Annotated in this window: 17 protein-coding genes; 8 read left to right on the top strand and 9 right to left on the bottom strand. The window is 58.5% G+C overall.

The window, feature by feature from the left end:
• Positions 1-13 precede the first annotated feature (13 nt).
• Entirely contained in the window at positions 14-238 is a 225-nt protein-coding gene (locus FNT36_RS19990; RefSeq protein WP_144851376.1) for a hypothetical protein, read from the top strand.
• Here FNT36_RS19990 and FNT36_RS19985 read toward each other — a convergent pair whose 3' ends face one another.
• Positions 239-823 (bottom strand): DUF4468 domain-containing protein, encoded by a 585-nt coding sequence (locus tag FNT36_RS19985; protein ID WP_144851374.1) that lies wholly within the window; start codon positions 821-823, stop codon positions 239-241.
• A gap of 965 nt (positions 824-1,788) precedes the next feature.
• Between FNT36_RS19985 and FNT36_RS19980 the strand changes: the two genes are divergently transcribed.
• Genes FNT36_RS19980 through FNT36_RS19970 form a run of 3 tightly spaced genes read left to right on the top strand, consistent with a single transcriptional unit; the run spans position 1,789 to position 7,463 of the window.
• Positions 1,789-4,893 carry a SusC/RagA family TonB-linked outer membrane protein gene (locus tag FNT36_RS19980; RefSeq protein ID WP_233636094.1) on the top strand — a complete coding sequence of 1,035 codons (3,105 nt, stop codon included), beginning with the start codon at positions 1,789-1,791 and terminating at the stop codon, positions 4,891-4,893.
• Between the two features lie 14 nt (positions 4,894-4,907).
• Positions 4,908-6,779, top strand: a complete 1,872-nt coding sequence (locus FNT36_RS19975; RefSeq protein ID WP_144851370.1) for a RagB/SusD family nutrient uptake outer membrane protein — start codon at positions 4,908-4,910, stop codon at positions 6,777-6,779.
• Between the two features lie 12 nt (positions 6,780-6,791).
• Positions 6,792-7,463 carry a DUF3823 domain-containing protein gene (locus tag FNT36_RS19970; RefSeq protein WP_144851368.1) on the top strand — a complete coding sequence of 224 codons (672 nt, stop codon included), beginning with the start codon at positions 6,792-6,794 and terminating at the stop codon, positions 7,461-7,463.
• A gap of 86 nt (positions 7,464-7,549) precedes the next feature.
• Here the strand turns inward: FNT36_RS19970 and FNT36_RS19965 are convergent, their stop codons facing one another.
• The 3 genes from FNT36_RS19965 to FNT36_RS19955 all read right to left on the bottom strand — a co-directional run bounded on the left by FNT36_RS19965 (position 7,550) and on the right by FNT36_RS19955 (position 9,974).
• Complete coding sequence (locus FNT36_RS19965; RefSeq protein ID WP_144851367.1) at positions 7,550-8,599, bottom strand: NAD(P)-dependent alcohol dehydrogenase; 1,050 nt, start codon at positions 8,597-8,599, stop codon at positions 7,550-7,552.
• Between the two features lie 102 nt (positions 8,600-8,701).
• Complete coding sequence (locus FNT36_RS19960) at positions 8,702-9,352, bottom strand: DUF1990 domain-containing protein (protein ID WP_144851365.1); 651 nt, start codon at positions 9,350-9,352, stop codon at positions 8,702-8,704.
• 37 nt (positions 9,353-9,389) lie between these two features.
• Positions 9,390-9,974 carry a DUF1990 family protein gene (locus FNT36_RS19955; protein WP_144851363.1) on the bottom strand — a complete coding sequence of 195 codons (585 nt, stop codon included), beginning with the start codon at positions 9,972-9,974 and terminating at the stop codon, positions 9,390-9,392.
• A 157-nt stretch (positions 9,975-10,131) separates the two neighbouring features.
• Here FNT36_RS19955 and nfi point away from each other — a divergent pair, with 157 nt between their 5' ends.
• Together nfi and FNT36_RS19945 are read left to right on the top strand one after the other, a co-directional pair.
• Positions 10,132-10,821 (top strand): deoxyribonuclease V, encoded by a 690-nt coding sequence (nfi, locus tag FNT36_RS19950; RefSeq protein ID WP_144851362.1) that lies wholly within the window; start codon positions 10,132-10,134, stop codon positions 10,819-10,821.
• Positions 10,822-11,076: 255 nt separating this feature from the next.
• Positions 11,077-14,307 carry a zinc metalloprotease gene (locus FNT36_RS19945; protein ID WP_144851360.1) on the top strand — a complete coding sequence of 1,077 codons (3,231 nt, stop codon included), beginning with the start codon at positions 11,077-11,079 and terminating at the stop codon, positions 14,305-14,307.
• A gap of 30 nt (positions 14,308-14,337) precedes the next feature.
• On the opposite strand, the gene FNT36_RS19940 is transcribed toward FNT36_RS19945, so the two are convergent.
• From FNT36_RS19940 to mnmH, 4 genes are all read right to left on the bottom strand, one after another.
• On the bottom strand, positions 14,338-15,219 hold the full coding sequence (locus tag FNT36_RS19940; protein ID WP_144851358.1) for a glutamate--tRNA ligase family protein: 882 nt from the start codon (positions 15,217-15,219) through the stop codon (positions 14,338-14,340).
• Positions 15,220-15,348: 129 nt separating this feature from the next.
• Positions 15,349-16,410: a selenide, water dikinase SelD gene (gene selD, locus FNT36_RS19935; protein WP_144851356.1), complete on the bottom strand. Its 1,062-nt coding sequence runs from the start codon at positions 16,408-16,410 to the stop codon at positions 15,349-15,351.
• Between the two features lie 79 nt (positions 16,411-16,489).
• Positions 16,490-16,879 (bottom strand): VOC family protein, encoded by a 390-nt coding sequence (locus tag FNT36_RS19930; protein ID WP_144851354.1) that lies wholly within the window; start codon positions 16,877-16,879, stop codon positions 16,490-16,492.
• A 14-nt stretch (positions 16,880-16,893) separates the two neighbouring features.
• Positions 16,894-17,913 (bottom strand): tRNA 2-selenouridine(34) synthase MnmH, encoded by a 1,020-nt coding sequence (gene mnmH, locus FNT36_RS19925; RefSeq protein WP_144851352.1) that lies wholly within the window; start codon positions 17,911-17,913, stop codon positions 16,894-16,896.
• A 194-nt stretch (positions 17,914-18,107) separates the two neighbouring features.
• Here mnmH and FNT36_RS19920 point away from each other — a divergent pair, with 194 nt between their 5' ends.
• The gene (locus tag FNT36_RS19920) at positions 18,108-19,580 is read left to right on the top strand and encodes a complex I subunit 4 family protein (RefSeq protein WP_144851350.1); all 1,473 of its coding nucleotides are present in this window, start codon (positions 18,108-18,110) and stop codon (positions 19,578-19,580) included.
• A 12-nt stretch (positions 19,581-19,592) separates the two neighbouring features.
• Positions 19,593-21,017, top strand: coding sequence for an NADH-quinone oxidoreductase subunit N (locus tag FNT36_RS19915; protein WP_144851348.1), 1,425 nt, complete (start codon positions 19,593-19,595; stop codon positions 21,015-21,017).
• An 81-nt stretch (positions 21,018-21,098) separates the two neighbouring features.
• Here FNT36_RS19915 and FNT36_RS19910 read toward each other — a convergent pair whose 3' ends face one another.
• Positions 21,099-22,475 (bottom strand): NAD(P)/FAD-dependent oxidoreductase, encoded by a 1,377-nt coding sequence (locus FNT36_RS19910; RefSeq protein WP_144851346.1) that lies wholly within the window; start codon positions 22,473-22,475, stop codon positions 21,099-21,101.
• Between the last annotated feature and the right edge of the window lie 31 nt (positions 22,476-22,506).

Below are 22,506 nucleotides of genomic sequence, written 5' to 3'. Positions count from 1 at the left end.
TTAAGGGCTACTTTTGCGCGGCAGCCGGAAGGCAAAGTGGTGCGTGCTGGTACCAGCGCGTTACTATTCGCAGCACCATGCACCCAGCGCGGGCGATGATGGTGCGGGCGTAGCCGCCATGCTAAAAACCGTCCGGGCTACCGCTGAGCGCTGGGGTGCCGCTCTGCCCCTGACGCTGGGGCCAGCGTCGGACTACTACAGCTTCACTACGCAGGTCAAGCAAGATTTCTCTTTCTAATTACCAATTATCATCTACCGCTTTACCCGTCATAGCCTGGCGAATGACTGAGGCTTGCTGCCGGCCACTGCGCTGAATGGCTTCAATAGTTGACTGAAGAACGGGCTTTGGATAACCGGCATCGTCGAAGGTGAGCGCGTTGGGTGCGAGGTAGTTTTCAATGGGCGTTACAGCTCCTTGGCCTGTGCTGCTATCGAAGGCAAAATTGGTAATCTGGTAACGAAAGCGGCCAGGCTTCACCTGCACTATCACGGTGCGCCATAGCGGCACTTGCACATTGGCACCCAGAAAATTTTGCATCACTAGCTCGCTAGTTTTACCTGTGACCTTGCCGGATGCCTCATCTTGCGTTTCGATGGTCATTTTAGTAGGTCCAGACGCGGTGGCAAACCACTTCTTGGCTCGTGCATACAACGTAGCTTGGCTAGCACCCGGCACCTGCACTACGCCCTGAAACGATACTTTACGCGTGAGCGAATCCATGGGCAATGGGTTTACCCAGCCGTGGAGCTTAGGCAGCTTCACCTGGGCCTGCGCCGCAGTAAGTGTGCCCAATACCAACAGCATTATAACAAAATATCTCATGGGCTGGCTACGCAAACCCGTTAGCAATAGTTAACCTACCTGTTCTTTGGGCTAGTGCAAGCAGCCTAGGTGATAGACAACGTTGCACCCATCTCACAGCAGCATACAAGGGGTTGAGTTGCGAGCTGTGCAGCAGCTGCCTATATGCTTTCGAAAGGCCTCCTGTATTAAAATTTTGTTAGGTAATATTTAACACTTTTATTTCCACTATAAATATCTGATTTATAATTATATGATTTTACACAGAATAATGTATCAACATTGTTCTATTGCTTATTCTTTCTTCAAAAACTATTTCACCCCCCATTTTTACTTAAATTCACCTCTGTTTCATCGGGATTAGGTTATACCTTTACCACCGCTAACCGCCAGAGCTAGTGAGGTTATTCTAGCGCTACGGTTAGTTCGCTACTACTTCTTTTCCCACCCTCTTCCTCTGGCCTATGCTGCCATTCTTACTCTCTTCGCTTGCGCGAAATAGTACCGTTATTCCCCAACGGTTTAGAGCCAGCGCGATAGCGCGCGCTCCCCTCCCCCTAGCTGTACTCAGCTCCTCAAGGTAAGTGCCCCTGGCACCCATTGCACGTAGTGCGCCCCCACAATACTATAAAGGCTAAGCTACCCTAGGCAGTTTAGCGAAGCATAGGGTATATGGCTGGGCACTACTTGCCCCAGTCTGGCGTAGCATTTAGGCTTACGCCAGGCTAGCCTCAGTTGCTCAATAATCGCTTTCTGGATTTGATACAATGGCCCCCACCGGCTGCTGTATAACATCTCTAGTAACACAATCGATTGTCTATTTTTTCATCCACCTTTTTTTCCCACCTATGAAAAGTACGTTACGCAATAGGCTGGTGCGCGGGGCCCTTGGCCAGTCCTTGCTCCCACTAGCTTGGTGTGCCTCCGTAGGCACTACCCTCAGTGCATCTGCCGCGCCGCGCGCTCTAGTTGCTCCTACCTCACCTGTGTCTGCTCACAACGCAACCACCCTGCTTGCCGATATTGCGGTGCAAGGGGTAGTTACCGACAGCAAGGGTGAGGGTTTGCCTGGGGTAAATGTTATTCTGAAAGGCACCTCGCAGGGCACCACCACCGATGAGCAAGGCCGCTACCGGCTGAAAGTGCCTGAGCAAGGTTCGGTGCTGGTCTTCTCCTTTGTGGGCTTTACCAGCCAAGAGGTACCCGTGACTGGCACTACAGCGCTGAATGTTAAGCTGGAAGCTCAGGATAAGTCGCTTGAAGAAGTAGTAGTGGTAGGCTACGGCACGCAGTCGCGCGCTACCGTGACCGGGGCTGTAGGCCAAGTCACGAGCCAGGAACTGGTGCGCACGCCCGCCGCTGCTGCTACTAGCGCGCTAGCTGGCCGCATCCCAGGCATCACGGCGCGCCAGGGCGACGCTCGCCCCGGTGCTGGTACCAGCATCCAGATTCGCAACATGGGGGCGCCGCTCTATGTTATCGACGGCATCCAGTCAGAAGAGGGCCAGTTTAACAACCTAGGCCTAAACGATATCGAAACCATTTCGGTACTAAAAGATGCGTCGGCGGCCATTTACGGCATGCGCGCTTCCAACGGTGTAATTCTGGTAACGACCAAGCGCGGCAAGCTCGGCAAGCCAGTCATAAACCTTAACGGCTACTACGGTGTCCAAAACTTTACGAAGTATCCGCACCCGGCCAATGCTTACCAGCACCAGCGCGGCCTGGTAGAGTCGGAACAGAACTACGCCCAGATAGAACGCCGCGCCCCTCGGCCTGTGTCGGACCCCGTATCGGGCAAGATTCTCACAGCCGAAGAGCTCGAAAAGTGGCGCCAGGGCACTGAGCCGGGCTACAAAAGCTACGACTACTACGACATGGTATTCCGGCCCAACGTGCCGCAGTACTACTTGAATGGCAACATCTCGGGGGCGTCTGACAATGTGACGTACTACCTCTCGGGCAGCTACCTCAACCAGAAGGCGCTCATCGAAGACAACTTCTTCAAGCGCTATAACCTGCAGGCCAACCTAGAGGCCAAGATAAACCCTCATTTCCGTGTTGGTACGCAGCTATATGGCCGCGCTGAATACCGCCACACAGCGGGCGTACCAGGCCTCGACGATTATTTCAACCCGTTCCTGAGCGTGTTTTCGATGTGGCCTACCGAGGCCCCCTACGCCAACGACAACCCGCTCTATATCAACCAGACGCACAACATCAACGTGAACCCGGCTACTTATAAGGAGTCGATTACGGGTTATTGCGATGATGACTGGCGGGCTGGCAAGATAAACCTGTATGGGCAGTACGATTTCTCCTTCGGACTTACCGTGAAGGCTACCGGCTCTTACAACTACACGACCAACACGTTCAACGGCTTCGAATACACCTACAACGGCTATCGCTACAACCCCACTGCCCAGACCTACGACCTGGTGCCGGGCGGCGGCAACCAAAACCCTTGGCGCGAGCAACGCCGCCGCGCGCTTATCGAGCGCACCGGGCAAATTCAGCTGTTCTATAACAAGCAGCTCGGCGACCACGGCCTAAGCGCTACAGCGGTGTATGAGCGCTACGACACCGACAACCGCTACAACATCGTACACACGGTGCCGCCCAACAACACGATTCCCATCCAGTACTTTGCCAATCAAGACTATCTGCTTGATGAGGTATCGGAAACGGCGCGTGCTGGTTATGTGGGGCGCCTAGCCTACAACTATAAGCAGAAGTACCTAGTCGAAGGCCTAGGTCGCTATGATGGCTCTTACCTCTACCGGGCTGACAGCCGCTTCGGCTTCTTCCCGGCCGTAACGGCTGGCTACCGCATATCAGAGGAGAATTTCCTCAAAAACAGCGGGGCAGGCCGGGTAATAACCGAATTGAAGTTGCGCGGCAGCTACGGCGTAACGGGTAGCGACGCCATCAATCCCTACGCTTACCTGCAGGGATACGACTTCGGCAGCGGGGCATCTATTTTCAACGGGGCGTACACCCTTGGGGTGCGGCCACGGGGGCTGCCTATCACTACGCTTTCGTGGATACGCAACAAAACGACTAACCTAGGGGTAGACTTCGGCTTGTTCGGAGGTAAGCTTTCGGGTACATTCGACATCTTCCGCCGCCGCCGCGAAGGCCTGCCAGGTGTTGACCCAAATATCGTCTTGCCAAGCGAAGTAGGCTATGGCCTGTACGCCGAAAACCGCAACTCTGATGAAACCAAGGGCTTAGAAGGTGGGCTAATCTATTCGGGCGTTACCTCGCAAGGTCTCTCGTTCTCGGTAGGTGCTCATGCCACACTGGCTCGCCGCTTTGATATAAGCTACGGCCAACGGTTCAGTAACTCCTGGGACCGCTACCGCAACAGCTACTACAGCCGCTGGGGTGACGTGGGCTGGGGCTATCAGGCCATTGGTCAGTTTCAGTCGGAACAGGAAATTGCCGACTATCGCATAGACAACGATGGCCAGGGCAACCGCACGCAGCTGCCGGGCGACATCATCTACAAGGACGTGAACGGTGATGGGGTTATCAATAACCTCGACGAGCGCCCCATTGGCTACATCCAGGGTGGCAACCCACTGGTGACTTACGCTCTCAATACCAGCCTAGGGTACAAGAACTTCACGCTCAATTTTGACATCATCGGAGCTGGTATGCAGACCTACCAGCGCGAGTATGAGCTGCTGATTCCGTTCCAAAACAACGGTACCTCGCCCAACTACATCCTCGAAGACCGCTGGCACCGCGCTGACCCCTACAACGCCGACAGCCCTTGGGTACCAGGCAAGTACCCAGCCATCCGGCGCGATGCGAGCGGCTCGTCTAATTTCAACCGTCGCAGCTCTTTCTGGATTAAAACTGTGCGCTACGTGCGCCTGCGCAACGTGGAACTGGCCTACAACCTGCCTAAGCCTTGGCTGACCAAAATCGGCTTCTCGGGGGTGCGGGTGTACGTGAACGCTACCAACCTGGTGACCTTCAGCACGCTCAACGACATTGATATCGACCCAGAAATCACTTCTACCAATGGCCTAGGCTACCCTCCCCAGCGCCTGATTAACACAGGTTTCTCGGTCTCTTTCTAAGCCATTTCCCACCCATGAAATTTTCATTCAAAACGCTTGCGCTAAGCTCTGGGCTACTACTAGGCCTTGGCACCAGTTGCCAGAAAGACTTTCTGGAACGCACGCCACCGAACATCATTCTGGACTCACAGATTTGGAATGACCCCGGCCTGATTACGGGCTTGCTGGCCAACTACTACGACCGCCTGCCAGTACATACCACCATCTATAACAACTGGGCCGAATATGCCGCCTACGATGAGGCGATGTGGTCGGGCAATGGCAACGGGCCCAACGACCGGTTCAGCTACGGCTCCGGCAGCTGGGGCAACTGGGACTATGGCCTTATTCGCGACATCAACTTGGCGTTGGATGGCCTCGACCAGTTCAGCACCGCGCTTACTACGGCACAAAAAGACCAGTTCAAGGCAGAACTCCGCTTTTTACGAGCTTACATGTATTTTGAGCTTGGTAAGCGCTACGGAGGCGTGCCCCTGGTCACGACGCAACTCGTTTATAACTTCGATGGCAACGTGACGCCCTTGCAGGTGGCACGCAGCAAGGAAACCGAGGTATACGATTTTGTAGCCAGCGAATTAGATGCCATTAAGGGCACGCTGGGCAATGGCGGCAGCATTACGCGGGCCAACCGCTACACAGCTATGGCCCTCAAGTGCCGGGCCATGCTCTACGCAGGTTCTATTGCCAAGTACAATACCCAGTCGGGCCTCAACATTCAAACTAGTGGCGGTGAAGTAGGTATTCCGGCTAGCCAAGCCAATGCTTACTACCAAAAGGCCCTCGACGCAGCCAAGGAAGTACTGGCTGGCCCCTACTCGCTCTACCGCACCAACCCCAACCTAGGCGAAAACTTCTACGAGGCCATTACGCGTAAGAATGCCAACTCAGAAGTTATCTGGGTGAAGGATTTCTTGACGGCCAAGGACTACCGCCACGGCTTCAGCTACGACAACATTGCGCGGGGTATCCGCGAGGACAACCTAGGGTCTTCGTCGCTTTCGCCCATTCTCAATCTTGTTGAGGCTTACGAGTACCTAGACGGCACCACCGGCACCCTTCGCACACAGAACGCGGCTGGCACCGACTACATCTATTACGATAACCTTAGCGGTCCCTTCGCCAACAAAGATGCCCGCTTGTACGGCACAATTATTTATCCTGGCACCTCTTTCAAGGGGCAGGAGGTGCAGCTACAAGCCGGTGTGAAAGTGTGGAACGCCGCCAACAATGCGTATGAAACCATCGAAGGCGGCCTGAGCACCGTGTATGGTGGAGCGGCCTTCCCTAATGGCGACAACAAGCTGCTGACGGGTAGCTCAGGGCCACAGGCCAGCCAGCCGGAGGTTTCTAACTCAGGTTTCTACCTGCGCAAGTTTATCGACTCGGGCGCGGGCACCAGCAGCCGCGGTATCCGTAGCGACACGTGGTGGGTACGCTTCCGCCTGGCCGAAGTACTGCTCAATGCCAGCGAGGCAGCCTTGGAGCTGGGTAACACTGCTGAGGCGCTAACCTATGTAAACCGGGTGCGCGAGCGCGCCGGCTTCGGGGCCAACAGCCTCACGACCCTCAACCTGGCGCGCCTCCAAAATGAGCGCCGCGTGGAGTTGGCTTTTGAAGACCACCGTCTCTGGGACCTCAAACGCTGGCGCATCGCGCACCAGTTGTGGAATGGAGACAACAACAATCCTAATGCCGTGGCCTACGTGCTGTTTCCGTACCGCGTGGTGCGCCCTGGCAGTGCCATGGATGGTAAGTATGTATTTGACAAGCGAGTTGCTCCGCGCTACCGCACGCCGCGCAACTTCCAGCTTTTCAACTACTATACGTTCATTGGGAACACCATCCGCAACAACAATCCTAAAATTGTTCGCAATCCCTTCGAATAGCCTCTCCCACCCATGAAAAAAGTTATCACCTTGCTGGCAGGGCTTGGGCTACTGGCCGCCGGCTGCGAAAAAGACAATATTGCGCCCCCCGAATCACAGTTGACCGGGCGCATAACCTTCCAGAATGAAACTGTGGGCGTACGGGGCCAGGGCGGCGTGCAGCTTGAGCTGTGGCAGCGCGGCGAATTCTTCCGCAACAAGATTCCGGTTTATGTGGCCCAAGATGGCACGTACTCGGCCACTCTCTTTGATGGCGAGTACAAACTGACCCGCCTGCGCGACAATGGCCCGTGGGTAAATAACACCGACAGCATAACGGTGCAGGTAAGCGGCAACACGGTAGTAGACGTGCCTGTATCACCCTACTTTGTGGTGCGCAACGCTATGATTGCCAAGTCGGGCACGGCCATCACGGCGAGCTGCCAGGTAAGCCAGGCTACGGCGGGCCGCGCCATCGAGTCTGTTACGCTATTCGTCAACAACGGGCAGTTTGTGGACACCAACAACAGCCTCGTAGGACGCACGACTAAGTCGGGCAACGATGTGGCCAACCTGTCTCAGCCGCTAACGTTCTCACTCACGCTCCCCAGCACAGCACGCAATGCGGTGTACGCCCGTATTGGGGTAAAAACCCAAGGCGTAGGCGAGCTATACTATTCGCCAGTGCAGAAGATTACCCTGTAATCTCGCATACAGCCTAAATTGAAAAAGCCCCCTACTTAGCTGTAGGGAGCTTTTTTTTGTATTACGCAGCGGTGCGGAATTAAGCTTTAATTCAGCGAGGTGGTGTCAATCACGAAGCGATACTTCACGTCGCCTTTCAGCATGCGCTCGTAGGCTTCGTTGATATCTTGAATCTTAATCAGCTCGATGTCGGACATAATGTTGTGCTCGGCGCAGAAGTCAAGCATCTCCTGAGTTTCGGCGATGCCGCCAATGAGCGAGCCAGCCACGCGGCGGCGCTTGGCAATCAGGTTGAAAGCGTGCAGGTGCGGCGCCTCGGAGGGCACGCCCAGCAAAATCATGGTGCCATCAAGACGCAGCAGGTTCACATACGCCCCTAGGTCGAGTTGAGCCGATACCGTATTGATAATGAAGTCGAAATAGTTATTCACCGACTTGAATTGCTCGGCATCTTTAGTCACCACAAACTTGTGGGCACCTAGAGCCTTGGCATCGGCTTCTTTATTAGCCGAGGTGCTGAGCACGGTTACTTCGGCACCTAGAGCAGCGGCAAATTTCACGGCCATGTGACCGAGGCCACCCAGGCCCATCACGGCTACGCGGTGGCCGGGGCCTACCTTCCACTGGCGCAGGGGCGAGTAGGTAGTGATGCCAGCGCACAGCAGCGGCGCCACGCGGGCTAGGTCGAGCTTATCGCTCACCTTGAGGGTGTATTTCTCATCCACTACAATCTGCTGCGAGTAGCCGCCGTAGGTGGGCTGGCCGGTGCCGATTTCGCGGCTATTGTAGGTGCCCACCATGCCGGTGGTTTCGCAGTATTGCTCCAGGCCTTCTTTACACGATGAGCACTCGCGGCACGAGTCGACCATGCAGCCTACACCGGCTAGGTCGCCTACTTTAAAGTTTTTGACGTGGTCGCCCACGGCCGTTACGCGGCCCACGATTTCGTGGCCGGGCACCATTGGGAAAATAGAGCCGCCCCACTCATCACGAATTTGGTGCAGGTCGGAGTGGCACACGCCACAAAACAGGATTTCAATCTGAACATCGTGGGCGCCGGGGGCCCGGCGCTCTAGCGAGAACGGCTCCAGCGGAATATTGGCCGCGGGGGCCGCGTAAGCTTTGGTAGTGGACATTTGCTGTCTGGTTTGGTAGTAGAAGAGTAAGCCTACAAAAACGCCGTGGCCGCCCGGCGGGCAGCAACGGCGCTTGCATAGGTAGTGCGAGAATAAACCGACCTAGGTGGCCTTTGTTTGCGGGGCGGCTAGGGCCTCGCTCACCAGCTGCCGCATGCGGCTCAGCGACTCGCGCGCAAAACGCCGCTGGAGCCGCCGCCCAAACAGCTTGAATCCTAGCCAATAGAAGGGGTTGCGGATACGCCCGGTCTGCGACACGGCATGAATGCGAAACTGCACCGCGCCGGTAGTCAAGTTTTTATGAATGATGAAGTCAATCTGCCCGCGCTCGAAGTGGCCTTCGAGGGTGCGGTACCCGTAGCCCCACACCCGCTCGGGGCCGTTGGCGGTTGGGCGGGCTTCCTCATCGGTGACCTCGCTCACGCGCACCCCAAACCAAAACGAGAACCCCAAAAACCGCGCCCGCAGCAGCATTACACGGTTTTCGAGCGGCGTGTCGGGCTTGAAGATGCCCGTGATAAGGCTGGGGGGCGGGAAGGCGTAGCGCTTTAGCACGTCTTGCGCGGCTGCAAAAGCGCCGTGCGCGGCAGGCGGGCCGGGTGCTTCGGCGGGCAGGTCGGTGGCGTAGTCGTCGAGGCGCCAGCCCGTTTCGCTGGTGTATTCGCTCTGGCGCGAAAAGTCGTAGTTGACTTTTACATCGGCGTAGCTAGCCAAGCGAGCTTGATACTGCTCCCAGAGCGGCGGCTTATCCATCTAGTACTGAGCTGTTAAGTAAGTATCAACGAGTAGGCTAGTGGCTGTGCTTGTGGTCGGTGGTGCCCCCAGGAGTGCGGCGCATGGTATCCACTACCACAGGCCCTAGGGCCTGCCCGCCACTGGCGGCGGCCACCCGCTGGCAAAACTCCACCCACGTGGCTTTTTGCATCAGCAGCCCGCCCCCAATGGTGTCGTAGGCAAACGCCACCAGCCCATCGCGCGAGCGGGCCCGCGACCGGATTTCGAACCGCAGCTCGCCGGGACGCTCGTCGAGGTAGTGCACTTCGAAGCGAATGCGCCCGGCCTCGGGGTGACCTTCTAGGGTGATAAACTCGAAGGAAGTAGGCCCTACGTCGGTCACGCGCACGCTCCCGTTCCAAGGGCCTAAAATCTTGATGCGAAACTCATCGCCCACTTGTAGCGGGCCATTTGGGTCGCCTTGCTCTTTCTTGAAATCGGCCAGCATTTCGGGCGAAAAGTGCGGCAAGTCAGCCTGCACCTGCCCCATCAACTGCGTGGGCGACAGGCGCGGGCGCTCTAGGTCGATGTAATAGCGCCGCTCGAGCCAAGGGCCCGAGCCGGTGTTAGCCGGCTGTTCGGCGTGCGAGGGGGTGGCCATTTTGTTGGAATGAAAAGTTAAAAGGTAGGAGTTGACTGATAGGGCAACCTTTCGGGTCATCCGCCTAGTATGGGTTCTAGTGTTCGCTAACGCGAGCCGAAAAGTTGCTTTTTTGGTCAACTCCCCTTTCTTTACTTCTACCTTTTAATTCAACGCAGTGGCTTATTTCCGTCCGCCCGGCCCGGCGCCCGACCCAGTACTGGTGCGCAGCCTCACCCAGCAGCAGCACGAGCTGCACCAGCGCTTGCGCGCCGAGCCACTGCCTCAGCCCCCGCGCCTGATTGCGGGCTGCGACTCGTCGTTTCCGACGCCCGACACGATTCTATCGGTGTTTGTGGTCCTCAAGTACCCGTCGCTAGAGCTAGTAGAGAAGGTATATAACTACGGCCCCGTGCCGCTGCCTTACATTCCGGGCCTGCTCTCGTTTCGCGAGGCGCCCAACGTGGTGCAGGCCTTTGCCAAGCTGGTGAATAAACCCGACGTGATAATGGTAGATGGCCACGGCGTGGCGCACCCACGCCGCATGGGCATCGCGGCCCACCTAGGGGTGCTACTAGACATGCCCACCTTTGGGGTGGCCAAGCACAAGCTCACGGGTACTTTCGTAGAGCCTGGCCCTACCAAGGGCGACCACTCGCCCCTCACCGATGCCCGCACCGGCGAGCTGCTGGGTGAGGTGCTGCGCAGCAAAGACCGAGTGCTGCCGCTGTTTGTGAGCGCTGGCCACCGCTGCGACCTGCCCACCGCTACCGCGCTCACCCTAGGGTGCCTGCGCGGCTACAAGCTGCCCGAGCCCACTCGCCTGGCTGACCACTGGGCCGAAGAATTTAAACAAGAAGTGCGCTAGCCCAGCAAAAGGCGGCGCCTGCCGGACGAGGTGTTTGGGGGATTGGGCGGCAAAATAAGCCGCGTGGTACTCTAGGAAGATATATTTTTAGCTAACGAGGAAGCTGGGCCGCGGGCGGCCGCGGTGGCCGGTTTATCTTTGATTGACCTGGGCTGGCCGCGGTGGGTATGCTTTTTTAGATAGCGCTGCGCCAAGGTTTCGTCTAGGCCTCAGCCCGCAGCCGGCCCCCGTGCAGCTATTCTCCTTCTCGCTTTTATGCCTAAGTTTTATTCGTTTCTGGCTGGGTGCTGGCTGGCCGTGCTGGCGCTTGGCGCCCGGCCCGTAGTAGGCCAGGCTTTGCCCAAGCTCGGCCCGCGCACCTGTGCCACCGAGCAAGCCAATGATTTGCAGCAAAAGCAGTTGCAAAAGCTAATTCCGGGCTATAAGCCGACGATGGCCACGAAGACGCGGCCCACTACCGGCCTGCGCACCACGGCTACGACGTACACGCTGCCCATTATCGTGCACGTTATCAACAACGGGGAGCCCGTGGGGGTTGGCTCCAATATCAGCCAGGCCCAGGTGCAGTCGCAGCTTGATGTGCTGAATGAGGACTATCGCAACCGCAATACCGATGGCACGCTGGTACCCAGCGCTTTTCAACCGCTGCGCAGCGATATGCAGGTGCAATTTGTGCCGGCCAGCATTGACCCCGATGGCAATGTGATGGCCGAGCCGGGCATTGACCGGGTAGACCGCAATGCCAAGGGCTGGACAGCTCCCCCCTATGGGTCAAGCACCTCGCTTAGCTATATCGAAGGCACCATCAAGCCCAGCACGTACTGGGACCCCAATCGCTACCTCAACATCTGGGTGCTGAACCTAGGCGGCGGGCTGCTCGGCTATGCCCAGTTTCCCGACAATACGGCCGGCCTAGGGGGCCTGAGCGCCCTAGGTGGCTCGGCGGCTACCGACGGGGTCGTTATCCTGTATGCGGCCTTTGGCCGGGTGGGCACGCTGACGGCGCCCTACAACAAGGGCCGGACGCTGACGCACGAGCTAGGCCACTGGTTTGGGCTGCGCCACATCTGGGGCGATGACGAGCGCTTGACCAACACGTGCAGCGGCTCGGACTACGCCGATGACACGCCCAATCAAGCCGTTCAGAACTATGGCTGCCCGACTTATCCCCATGTCACCTGCGCCAATGACCCCAACGGCGACATGTTCATGGACTACATGGACTACGTGGATGATGCGTGCATGCAGATGTTTTCGGCCTCTCAAAAAGACCGGCTGCAAGCCATTATGGCCGCCGGCACCCCACGCCGCAGCATCTTGGCCTCCTCCACCGTAGCTTGCCCCAACGGCGTGGTATCGGCCACTGCTACCAACAGCGGGACCGTATGCCCCGGCAACACCGTGACCCTAGCGGCCACTGGCCCCGCTGGCGCCACCTACAGCTGGACCGGCCCCAACGGCTACGCCAGCACTCAGCAAAACCCAGTGCTGGCCAACATCAGGGCCGATATGGCGGGCGAATACAAGGTGCAAGTGTCAGTGACTACTGGTGCGTGCCCAGCGTCAGTCAGCACCACAGTTGTGCTCAACCCGGCGCCGCCCGTTCCGGTGCTGGCCACCACGGCTACGTCGCTGTGCCCTAGCACTGTGGCCTCCCTATCAGCTACTAACATCGTAGCTAGCGCCTTGCCCAACGAAAATTTTAACGGTGCGGCCACGGGCTGGACCATCACCAACAACGGCCTGGCTAGCACGGCTTGGCAATACCGCACGGCATACTCCTACAACAGCACCTACTTTACCCTGAGCGACTATTCGCTCGATGGCACCCGGTTCGTGCTGGCCAACTCCGATATTGGGGATGCAGGCTCCGCTACCAACACCACGCTGACTTCACCAGCTTTCAGCACGCAGGGCTATAGCGACCTGCAATTGAGCTTCTTGCAGCACCTCTCCTACCAGTCGGGCGATGTAGCGGTGGTAGAGGCCTCTACCGATGGCACCACCTGGACGGCCGTAGCCAGCTACACCGCCGAACAGGGCACGGTGAGCACGCCCGTCACCAGCACCATCAACCTCAGCGCCTTTAGCAACAAGCCTAGGGTGCAGGTGCGCTGGCGCTACAACACCAGTTGGGCTTATTATTGGGCCATTGACAATGTGCAGTTTAGCGGCACCCAGCCCACCCCAATCTACGCTTGGAGTGTGGTGAGCGGCGACGGCCTGCCGACGGCTACGAATACTCCCACGGTTACTGTGGCACCTAGCCAAAGCTCGGTGTACCGCCTCACCGTGAGCTACCCCGGCGTGGCCTGCACATCGACGGCCACTATTGGCGTCATTGTGTCGCTACCTGTCTGGAATGGCACAGCTGGCAACGGCAACTGGTTTGATACCGGCAACTGGACGGGCTGCGTACCCACCCGCAGCCTAGATGCCACGATTCCGGCGGGCCTCACTACCCCCTACCCTACCATCAGCAGCGGTACGGCCGAGGTGCGTAACCTCACCCAACAAGGCCTACTCACGATGGCGGGCGGTGAGTTGGCCCTCTACGGCGACCACACCGGCACTGGTACCCTAGCCCTAGGTGGCGGCACGGTGGCGGCCCGCGGCACCGGCGCCCAAAGCCTGCGAGCAGCTACTTACGCTACGCTGCTCATCGGTGGCACCGGCACGAAGACCATAGGTGCGGCCACCGTAAGCACCGCGCTCAACCTGGCGGGTGCCTTGCTCAGCACCGGCACGGCCACCGTGACGCTAGCCCCTGCCGCTACCATCACCGAAACCGACGCGAGCTACGTGCTGGGCAAGGTGCAAACCACGCACGCCCTAGGTACCACCACCGACGACTTCGGCGGCTTGGGCACGAGCGTTACCGCCCCCGTGGCCCTAGGTGCCACCACAGTAGTGCGCACCACGGGCCAAACCCAGGGCACAGGTACCAGCCTCAGCATCAGTCGCTACTACGATATCACGGCTACCGCGCGCAGCCTGCAGGGCGCCACGCTGGTGCAGCGCTACCTGCCCCACGAACTGGGCAGCCTGGCCGAATCGCAGCTGGTGATGTTCCGCTCGGCCGATGCGGGCGCCTCCTGGAGCAACGAGGGCGCCACCCAGCGCGACGCCGGCGCCCACCTGGTCAGCCGCAATTTCGTCACCGACTTGCAGGGCCGCTGGACGCTCGGCAGCGCCACGGCGCCGCTCACCCCGGCCACTATTCAGTACACCATCTCGGCCCTGCCGGTGCCGTTCACGACTGAAGGCTTGTCGCTGCTCGTGACTACGCCTATGGCCGGGCCGCTGCACGTGCGGATGTACGACGTGATAGGCCGCACTATCTACGACCACTCAGTGGCCAATGTAGAAGTGGGTACCAGCACTGTGCTATTGCCCAATTCGGGCATCTTACAGCCCGGCAAGTACATTTTGCACGTGCAGCAGGCCAACCAAGAGGTGCGCCTGAACGTGGCACGTGGCCAATAATAGCCTTTGATTATTACTAAAAAAGGCCCGCTACGCTAATAGCGGGTCTTTTTTGCTAACTACCTCGCGCAGCGTCGCCAGCGACTCACCTGCCTCGGCTGGCAGTCCTAGTATTTGAGCCACAGCCTGGTACACCGCCGTGGAGTTACCTAGGGCCAATACGCCCGCATCGCCACTGGCCTGGGTAGATTTACTGAGCTTGTGGCCAGTGGCATCGGTTAGCAGCCGATGATGGCAAAACTGAATACGCGCAGCGGTAAACGCCTGCGTTTCCGAAACTTGCGCGGCCAGCCACAACTGTGCCGCCGTGCTGGGCTGCAAGTCAAGCCCACGCACCACGAGCGTCGTACCTAGGCGCAAATCATCCACCACCGAGGCCACTTGGTAGGCGGCCACGCCATCCTTCTTGCGCACCACAAAATCGGGCATCAGCTCGGTCAGCAATACGTGGCTGGCCCCAGGTGCCGCTGAATCTGCTACGCGCACTGTAGGCGGCACGCGCACGCGCCAGGCCGCGCCCGGCGTGCCCAGAGGCACTGGCTCGGCAGGGCTGGTGCGGCTGCGCTGTGTGGCATACACCAGGCCCGGTTGCTGGGCCAGGCGGCGCAGCACGCGGTTGTAGGCGGGCAAGTGCAACAGTTGCGAGTGGTGCCGCAAGAAGTCGTCGGGGCCACTGGGACCGCGGTCGTAGTCAATAGATAGCCAGTCGATTACCCGAAAAATATTTTCTAGGTATGGTCGCCGCAGCCGGGCACGGTCGAGGTCGTCAATGCGCAAGTGCAGCACGCCCCCCACCTGCCGCACCAATAGCCAAGTGAGCACGAAGTTCACCGCGTTGCCTAGGTGCAGGTAGCCGCTCGGCGTAGGCGCCAGCCGGCCAACGATGGGAGACTGTGAAGAGTATTCTGTCATTGCGAGCGCAACGAAGTGACGCGCGGCAATCTTTCCTGCGCGCTAGGTTAGCAAACCTATGTAAAGAGGACGAAAAGATTGCCGCACGCCACTTTGTTGCGCTCGCACTGACAAACGTTTCTACACTTGCTACTCCACCTCTATCCAGGGGGCGCCGGCCGCGTGCGGGTGCAGCTCACCGAAGCTTTCCAGCGTCAGCCCGTGCTGAGCAAATATTGCCTGGGCGGCAGCCTCGTCGGCACCGGGCTCTACGCATACTAGCAGGCCGCCAGAGGTTTGCGGGTCGCAGAGGTAAGATTTTTGCTCGTCGGTGAGGGCGCCTACTTTGTGGCCGTAGCTCTGGAAATTGCGCACGGTGCCGCCGGGCACAGCGCCTTGCTGCAAGTAGCGCTCGGCTTCGAGAAGGCGCGGCACGCGGTAGTAGTCGATGATGGCTTGCACGTTGCTACCCTCGCACACCTCAGCCAAGTGACCTAGGAGGCCAAAACCGGTTACGTCGGTCATGGCCCGCACCCCGGCAATCTGTCCTAGGTCGGCACCTATCTTATTGAGCTGCCGCATCTGAGCAGGGGCAATATCCGCGTCTTCGGGCCGTAAGATGCCGCGCTTTTGCGCCGTAGTCATAATGCCGACCCCTAGAGGCTTGGTCAAATACAGGCGGCAGCCAGCCGTAGCTGTGTCGTTGCGCTTCAAATCCTTTTCTTCAACCAAGCCCGTCACGGCCAGCCCGAAAATCGGCTCGGGCGAGTCGATGCTGTGCCCGCCGGCCAGCGGAATACCCGCCTCGGCGCAAATAGCGCGCGCTCCTTCCGTGACCAGCGCCGCTACTTCGGGCGACAACTTATCAATAGGCCACCCTAGGACCGCGATGGCCAGCAGCGGCCGCCCGCCCATGGCATACACATCCGAAATGGCATTAGCTGAGGCGATGCGCCCAAAGTCAAACGGGTCATCGACGATAGGCATAAAGAAATCGGTGGTACTGATGACGCATTGCCCGGCCTGGCCCGGCAGGCGGTACACGGCCGCGTCATCGCGGCTGCCGTTGCCTACAAGCAGGTTGTCGTAGTTGGGCTGCGGCAGGCTGCTGTGCAAGATTTTATCGAGCACGCTAGGCGCGATTTTGCAGCCGCAGCCCGCGCCATGGCTGTATTGGGTGAGGCGAATATCGGAGAGTGTTTCGGGATTCATAAGCCGCAGATTTAACGGATTTAACTGATTGCGCAACTAGGCTTGCTAGCGGCGAGCTGACTATGCAGATGGCTGGTAGCTATAAGCTCCAAGCGGCTTGTTGCAGTACTATTCGGTAGCCATCGGGGTCTTCAAAGGTTAGACCCTGCCGGTCCCAGTACGGATTGTGAGCGGGGACGGGCTGGTAGCCATGAGCTCGCAACCGGGCCACGGCTGCTTCCCAGGCAGTCAACTCAGGATAATAAAGCACTAGCAGATGCTCGGGCGAAGGGGCTCGCGCTGCAACATGGCCTACCTGGCTCGTAAACTCTAAGTGGTACGGTGCCTGCGGATGCCCCACCATCAAGCCATCAAATCCATCGTGCTGCACAAAAGCATACAGCTCGCTCATTCCCAGCGCTTCGATGTAGAATTTTCGCAGCGCTGCTACATCGTTCGTGGGGCGCGCCACGCGTAGTTTCGGTATCATAGACGCTACTTGTGTTAGGTCTGGGACAAAGTTTTCACAGCTGCCAGCACCAGCGCCGCGTTGGTAGCCGCATCGGTACCCTCGGCTTGTATTGGCACACCCTTACGGCCTTCCAGCCCGTAGCCATACGATTTATCATAGTACGCCAGCACTAGCTCGACCATGCGCACCATGTCGTTCTCCGCGATGGCACCTAGGGCTTCTTTGGTGACCAGGCCACCTAGGCGCTTGCGCAGGCGCAGTACCGCCGAGGCTAGCGCGCCAGCGTCGTGGCGGCCGTAGTCGGCGGCGAGGTACTGAACGCGGGCTTCGCGGGGCACGTCGAGCACCAGCAGCGGCGCGGCCTGCATTTGAGCAAAAAACTCGTTTGGGATACCTAGGCTGCCGATGGTGCGGCTCTCATCCTCCACCCAAATGGGGCGGTCGTCGGGCAGGGCAGCTAGCGCGGCGGCCAGGTCGTTCTCAAACTGCTCTTGGGTAGGTTGCGGCGGCTGCCCTAGGCTACCAAACGACGAGCCTTGGTGGTTGGCTAGCTTTTCGAGGTCCAGCACGGGCTCGCCCTGTGCGGCCAGCGCGTGCAGCACGGCCGTTTTGCCGCTGCCCGTGTAGCCACCCAAGATGCGCAACTGGCGGGGGCGAGCCATTTCGGCCAGCGCCCAGCGGCGGTAGTCTTTGTAGCCTTTGTCTAGCAAATTGACGTGCAGTCCACCTAGCTCGAGCAGCCACTGCACGGCGCCGCTGCGCATGCCGCCGCGCCAGCAATGCAGGCGCACTTCTTGGCCAGGCGCCAGCTTGCGAGCTTCTTCGACCATGCGGCGCATTTTGGGCCCAAAAAAATCGAGCCCCAGCAGCACGGCCTTATCGGGGTTGACCTGCTTATAGGTAGTGCCGATGCGGGCGCGCTCCTCGTCGGTGAACAGCGGCAGGCTGAGCGCGCCGGGGATGTGGCCCTGCGCGTACTCGGCCGGGGCGCGCACATCGAGGATAGGGCCGGCGGCGGTGTTCAAAAAATCGGTGATGGGATGGCGGGGCATGGAAAGCGGCGGGCAGCCCGTAAAAATTTCCTTGGGCTGTCACGAAAGTACCGGCCCCAGCCTAGTAAAGTTTCCGCTACCAGCCCAGTTGAGTTCGCGCAGTGGCGGCAGCTTACGCGCCTTGGTGTAAGTTTGCAGCTAATTCGCAGCCCTCACGCCCGGACTTCCGGCCGCGCGCACTGCGCTTTCGCTAAATGCTGACAGCTTTCCTCGTCTTCTTCCCGCTTGCCGCCGCCCTGCTGCTGCACTTTGCCAAAGGCGCCGCGGCCCGTGCGCTGGCCCTCGGGGCCGCCCTTCTAGAGTTCGCAGTTGCCGTGTTCGCGGCCATCACCTACGTCCGCAGTGGGCCAGCGAGCCTCGACTTTAATCTGAACTGGATTCCGTCGGCCGGCATCACCTTTCACCTAGGTATCGATGGGCTGAGTTTGTGCCTGGTACTGCTTACCACGGTGTTGGTGCCCATTATCTTGCTCACCGCCTTCCGCCACGAAGAATACGAGAACCCCGGCGCGTTCTACGCCCTGGTGCTGTTCATGCAAACCGGCCTGCTCGGTGTGTTCACGGCCCTTGATGCGTTCGTGTTCTACTTCTTCTGGGAAGTGGCGCTGATTCCGATTTACTTCCTAGCTGGTGCCTGGAGCCGCCACGAGCGCCGCATCCAGATTACGTTTAAGTTCTTCTTATACACCATTATCGGCTCGCTGTTTATGCTGGCCGGCTTCGTGTATCTGTACATGCAGACGGGCCCCGCCGCTGGCTCGCTGGCTGCGCACTCTTCCGACTTGCAGGCGTTTTATAACCTGAAGCTCGGCGCCTCTACCCAAGCGTGGCTGTTCTGGCTCATCTTCGCCGCCTTCGCCGTGAAGATGCCCATCTTCCCCTTCCACACCTGGCAGCCTGACACCTATACCGAGTCGCCGGCCCCCGCCACGATGCTGCTTTCGGGCATCATGCTCAAAATGGGTATCTACGGCTGCTTGCGCTGGCTGCTGCCTGTAGTGCCGCTCGGCGTGAGCCAATGGCAGCAACTGGTCATGGTGCTAGCTATCATCGGCATTGTGTATGGCGCCATCATTGCCATCCGGCAAGATGACATGAAGAAGCTCATAGCCTATTCGTCGCTCTCGCACGTGGGCCTCATGATTGCCGGTGTATTCTCGCTCAAAGCCATCGGTCTGCAAGGTGCCGTAGTTCAAATGCTGGCCCACGGTGTCAACGTGGTGGGCATGTTCTTAGTGGCCGATGCCATCGAACGTCGCACTGGCACCCGCTCACTAGCCGACCTAGGCGGTCTCACCCGCCGCACGCCGCTTCTGTCAGTGTGCTTTTTGGTGATGTTGCTCAGCACCGTAGCGCTGCCGCTCACGGGTGGTTTTGTAGGCGAGTTTCTGCTGCTAGAGGGCGTATATGAGTTTAATGCATGGGCAGGCGCAGTAGCCGGTCTCACCATCATCTTCTCGGCTGTGTACTTGCTGCGCATGTACCAGCGCGCCATGCTTGGGCCAGAGTCAGCGTATTCCGATACTATCACTGACCTCAGTGGCGCCGAGCTGCTCATGTTTGTCCCACTTATTGTGCTAGTGTTCTGGCTAGGTCTGTTTCCCGGCACGTTCCTGCATCTGTCTGAGCCCGTTACCAGCCAGATTCTCACGGTCGTTGGCCGCTAGTTTACGATTGTCATGCTTCCACTAGTTCTCCTCTCTGTCTTCGGCATCGTCAACCTGTTCTTAGGCTTCCTGCGCTCCAATCGAGTGCTGATGCCCTTTGTGCTGGTCGTGCTCGCCCTCGTTTTTGGCCTCAATCTGCTCGACTGGAACCACGCCGGCAGCATCACGGGCTTGTTCGATTCGCCCTACATCAGCCAGATGCTGACGGTGGACAACTACTCGGTGGCGTTTAGTGGCATCGTGTTACTCACCGCTTTGGTGCTACTGCCCTTCTCGCGCTCCTACGTGGCCGCCGGCGAGCCCAACCTGGCCGAGTACTACTCGCTGCTATTATTCTCGCTGGTAGGCGCCATCATGATGGTGAGCTACAACCACCTCATCATGCTCTTCGTGGGCATTGAGATTCTGAGTATCAGCATGTATTGCCTAGCCGGCTCCGACAAGCGCAATGTGCGTTCCAACGAAGCTGCCCTCAAGTACTTCCTACAAGGGGCTTTTGCCACCGGCATTCTGCTTTTTGGCATGGCACTGCTCTACGGGGCCACCGGCACGTTCCAGCTTTCGGAGCTAGCCGCCGCCATTGCCGCGCCCGCCAATCAAACCTTGCAGCCCATGCTCTACGTGGGGGTGCTGATGATGGTAATTGGCATCGGCTTCAAAGTATCAGCCGCTCCCTTCCACTTCTGGACGCCCGATGTGTACGAAGGCACGCCTACTTTCTTCACTGCCTTCATGAGCACGGTCGTGAAAACGGCTGGTTTCGCTGCCTTCCTCAAGCTGCTGGTAGTAGCCTTACCCGCCGCCAGCCCAGTGTGGCTGCCCACCATCGCGGCTATGTGCGTGCTCACGCTGCTACTCGGCAACATCGGCGCGGCGGTGCAATCCAGCGCCAAGCGTATGCTGGCTTACTCTAGCGTGTCGCACGCTGGCTACTTGCTCCTAGGTCTAGTAGCGGGCCAGGGCAAGCTCAGTGGCCCAGCCGCGCAAGGTATTTTCTTCTACAGCCTCGCTTACTCGATAGCAACAGTAGCCGCATTCGGCGTGCTTAAGCTCGTGGCCGACCAGCGCCAGCGTGAAGACTACGCTGGCCTTGCCGGCCTAGGTCGCACCAATCCGCTGCTGGCTTTCGTGCTCACGGTGGCCATGCTGTCGCTCGGTGGCATTCCGCTCACGGGCGGCTTCTTCGGCAAATTTTTCATTTTCACGGCCGTAGCACCCGTCAATATCTGGCTGGTAGTTTTTGCGGTGGTAATGAGCATGGTAGGTATTTACTACTACCTGCGCCCAGTCATTGCCATGTACCTGCGCCCCGCCGAGCCCGGCGTTCCCCAAACGCCCATTGTAGTCGATAGCTTTCAGTCTATCACGCTTGTTATACTAGCAGCCCTCACCTTGATTTTGGGCATTCTGCCTGGCTTCTTAAGCGGCTTGCTATAAACTAATACGCCTATTATAACACAAGAAAAGCCACCCAGTTGGGTGGCTTTTCTTGTGTTTGAGCTTATCAGTAAGATGCGCCTAAACTACTGGAGCCGTCTGCACGGCCGAGGGCGTCGGGTTGTACTCTGGCGTAGCCGCGGCTTGCTCGGCGGCACGCTTTCCTTTGTCGTCCTTCACGTCGCGCTTATTGAACGGCCTGATAATCAGACGCAGGGCTTGGCCTGAGCTCACGTAGCTAAAGGCCCAGTCGACCAACGCCACCACTCGGTTGCGGAAACCGACCAGCAGGATGAGGTGAATAAACAGCCACGACAACCACCCTAGGAAGCCTTTGAAGTGAATGTTTTTGATATCCACCACGGCCTTGTTACGGCTTACAATGGCCATCACGCCTTTATCGAAGTACTTAAAGTCTTGCGGCGCCTCATTGCGCATGATGCGTTGCAAGTTTTTAGCTAGGTGGGCGGCCTGCTGCTGGGCTACTGGGGCCAACATCGGTAAGCCTTTCGGCATTTCCTCTGTCACCATGTTGGCCACGTCGCCGATGGCGAAGATGTTGGTTTCACCTTCTACGCGGTTCCACTGGTTTACCGTGATGCGCTTGTTGCGCGTCACCGACGACTCGGCCACGCCAGGTAGGGCCGCGCCGTTTACCCCAGCGGCCCACACCATGTTTTCGGTCGGAATATACTCGGTATCTGAGTAATACGCTTTCCCTTCTTCGTACCGCTTGATGCCCGTATTCAGCATCACCTTCACGCCCAGCTCGTCGAGGTAGCGCTTGGCATCGCCCTGCGAAGCCTTCGACATAGGACCTAGGAGCGCGGGCCCGGCTTCGACCAAGAAAATTTGCATCTTCTTTAAGTCCAGCTCTGGGTAGTCCTTGGGCAGTACGTGGTTACGCATCTCGGCCAGCGAGCCGCTGATTTCGACGCCCGTTGGCCCGCCGCCCACTACCACGATGTTGAGCAATGCTTGCTTGTGCTCGGGGTCGGTGGCAAGTAGCGCCTGCTCGAAGTTTTGGAAAATGTAGCTCCGCAGGTTCAGCGCATTCGGAATACTCTTTATCTGCATCGCATTTTTCTCGATGCTCTCGATGCCGAAGAAGTTGGTGAGCGACCCAGTGGCCACCACCAAGTAGTCGTACTTGATGTCACCAATACTGGTTTGCAAGGTATTAGCCGCCGAGTTCACGCCTTTCACATCGGCCATGCGGAAGAAGAAGTTCTTCTGGCCTGCGAAGATTTTGCGCACTGGGTAGGCAATACTATCGGCCTCCAGCGCGCCCGTCGCTACTTGGTATAGCAGCGGCTGAAAATTGTGGTAATTATTACGGTCTACCACTACTACTTGCACCGGGGCGTCGGCCAGCTCCTTCGCTAGCCGCAGCCCGCCAAAGCCGCACCCCACTATTACCACGCGCGGCTGCGCCGAAACCGGAAGATTCGTATCCATAGAAAAAGCAAAAGGTGGCAATTGACTGCCA

Source organism: Hymenobacter setariae (genome assembly GCF_007713685.1).
Classification (GTDB): domain Bacteria; phylum Bacteroidota; class Bacteroidia; order Cytophagales; family Hymenobacteraceae; genus Hymenobacter; species Hymenobacter setariae.
This window is presented reverse-complemented; position numbering and strand designations above follow the sequence as displayed.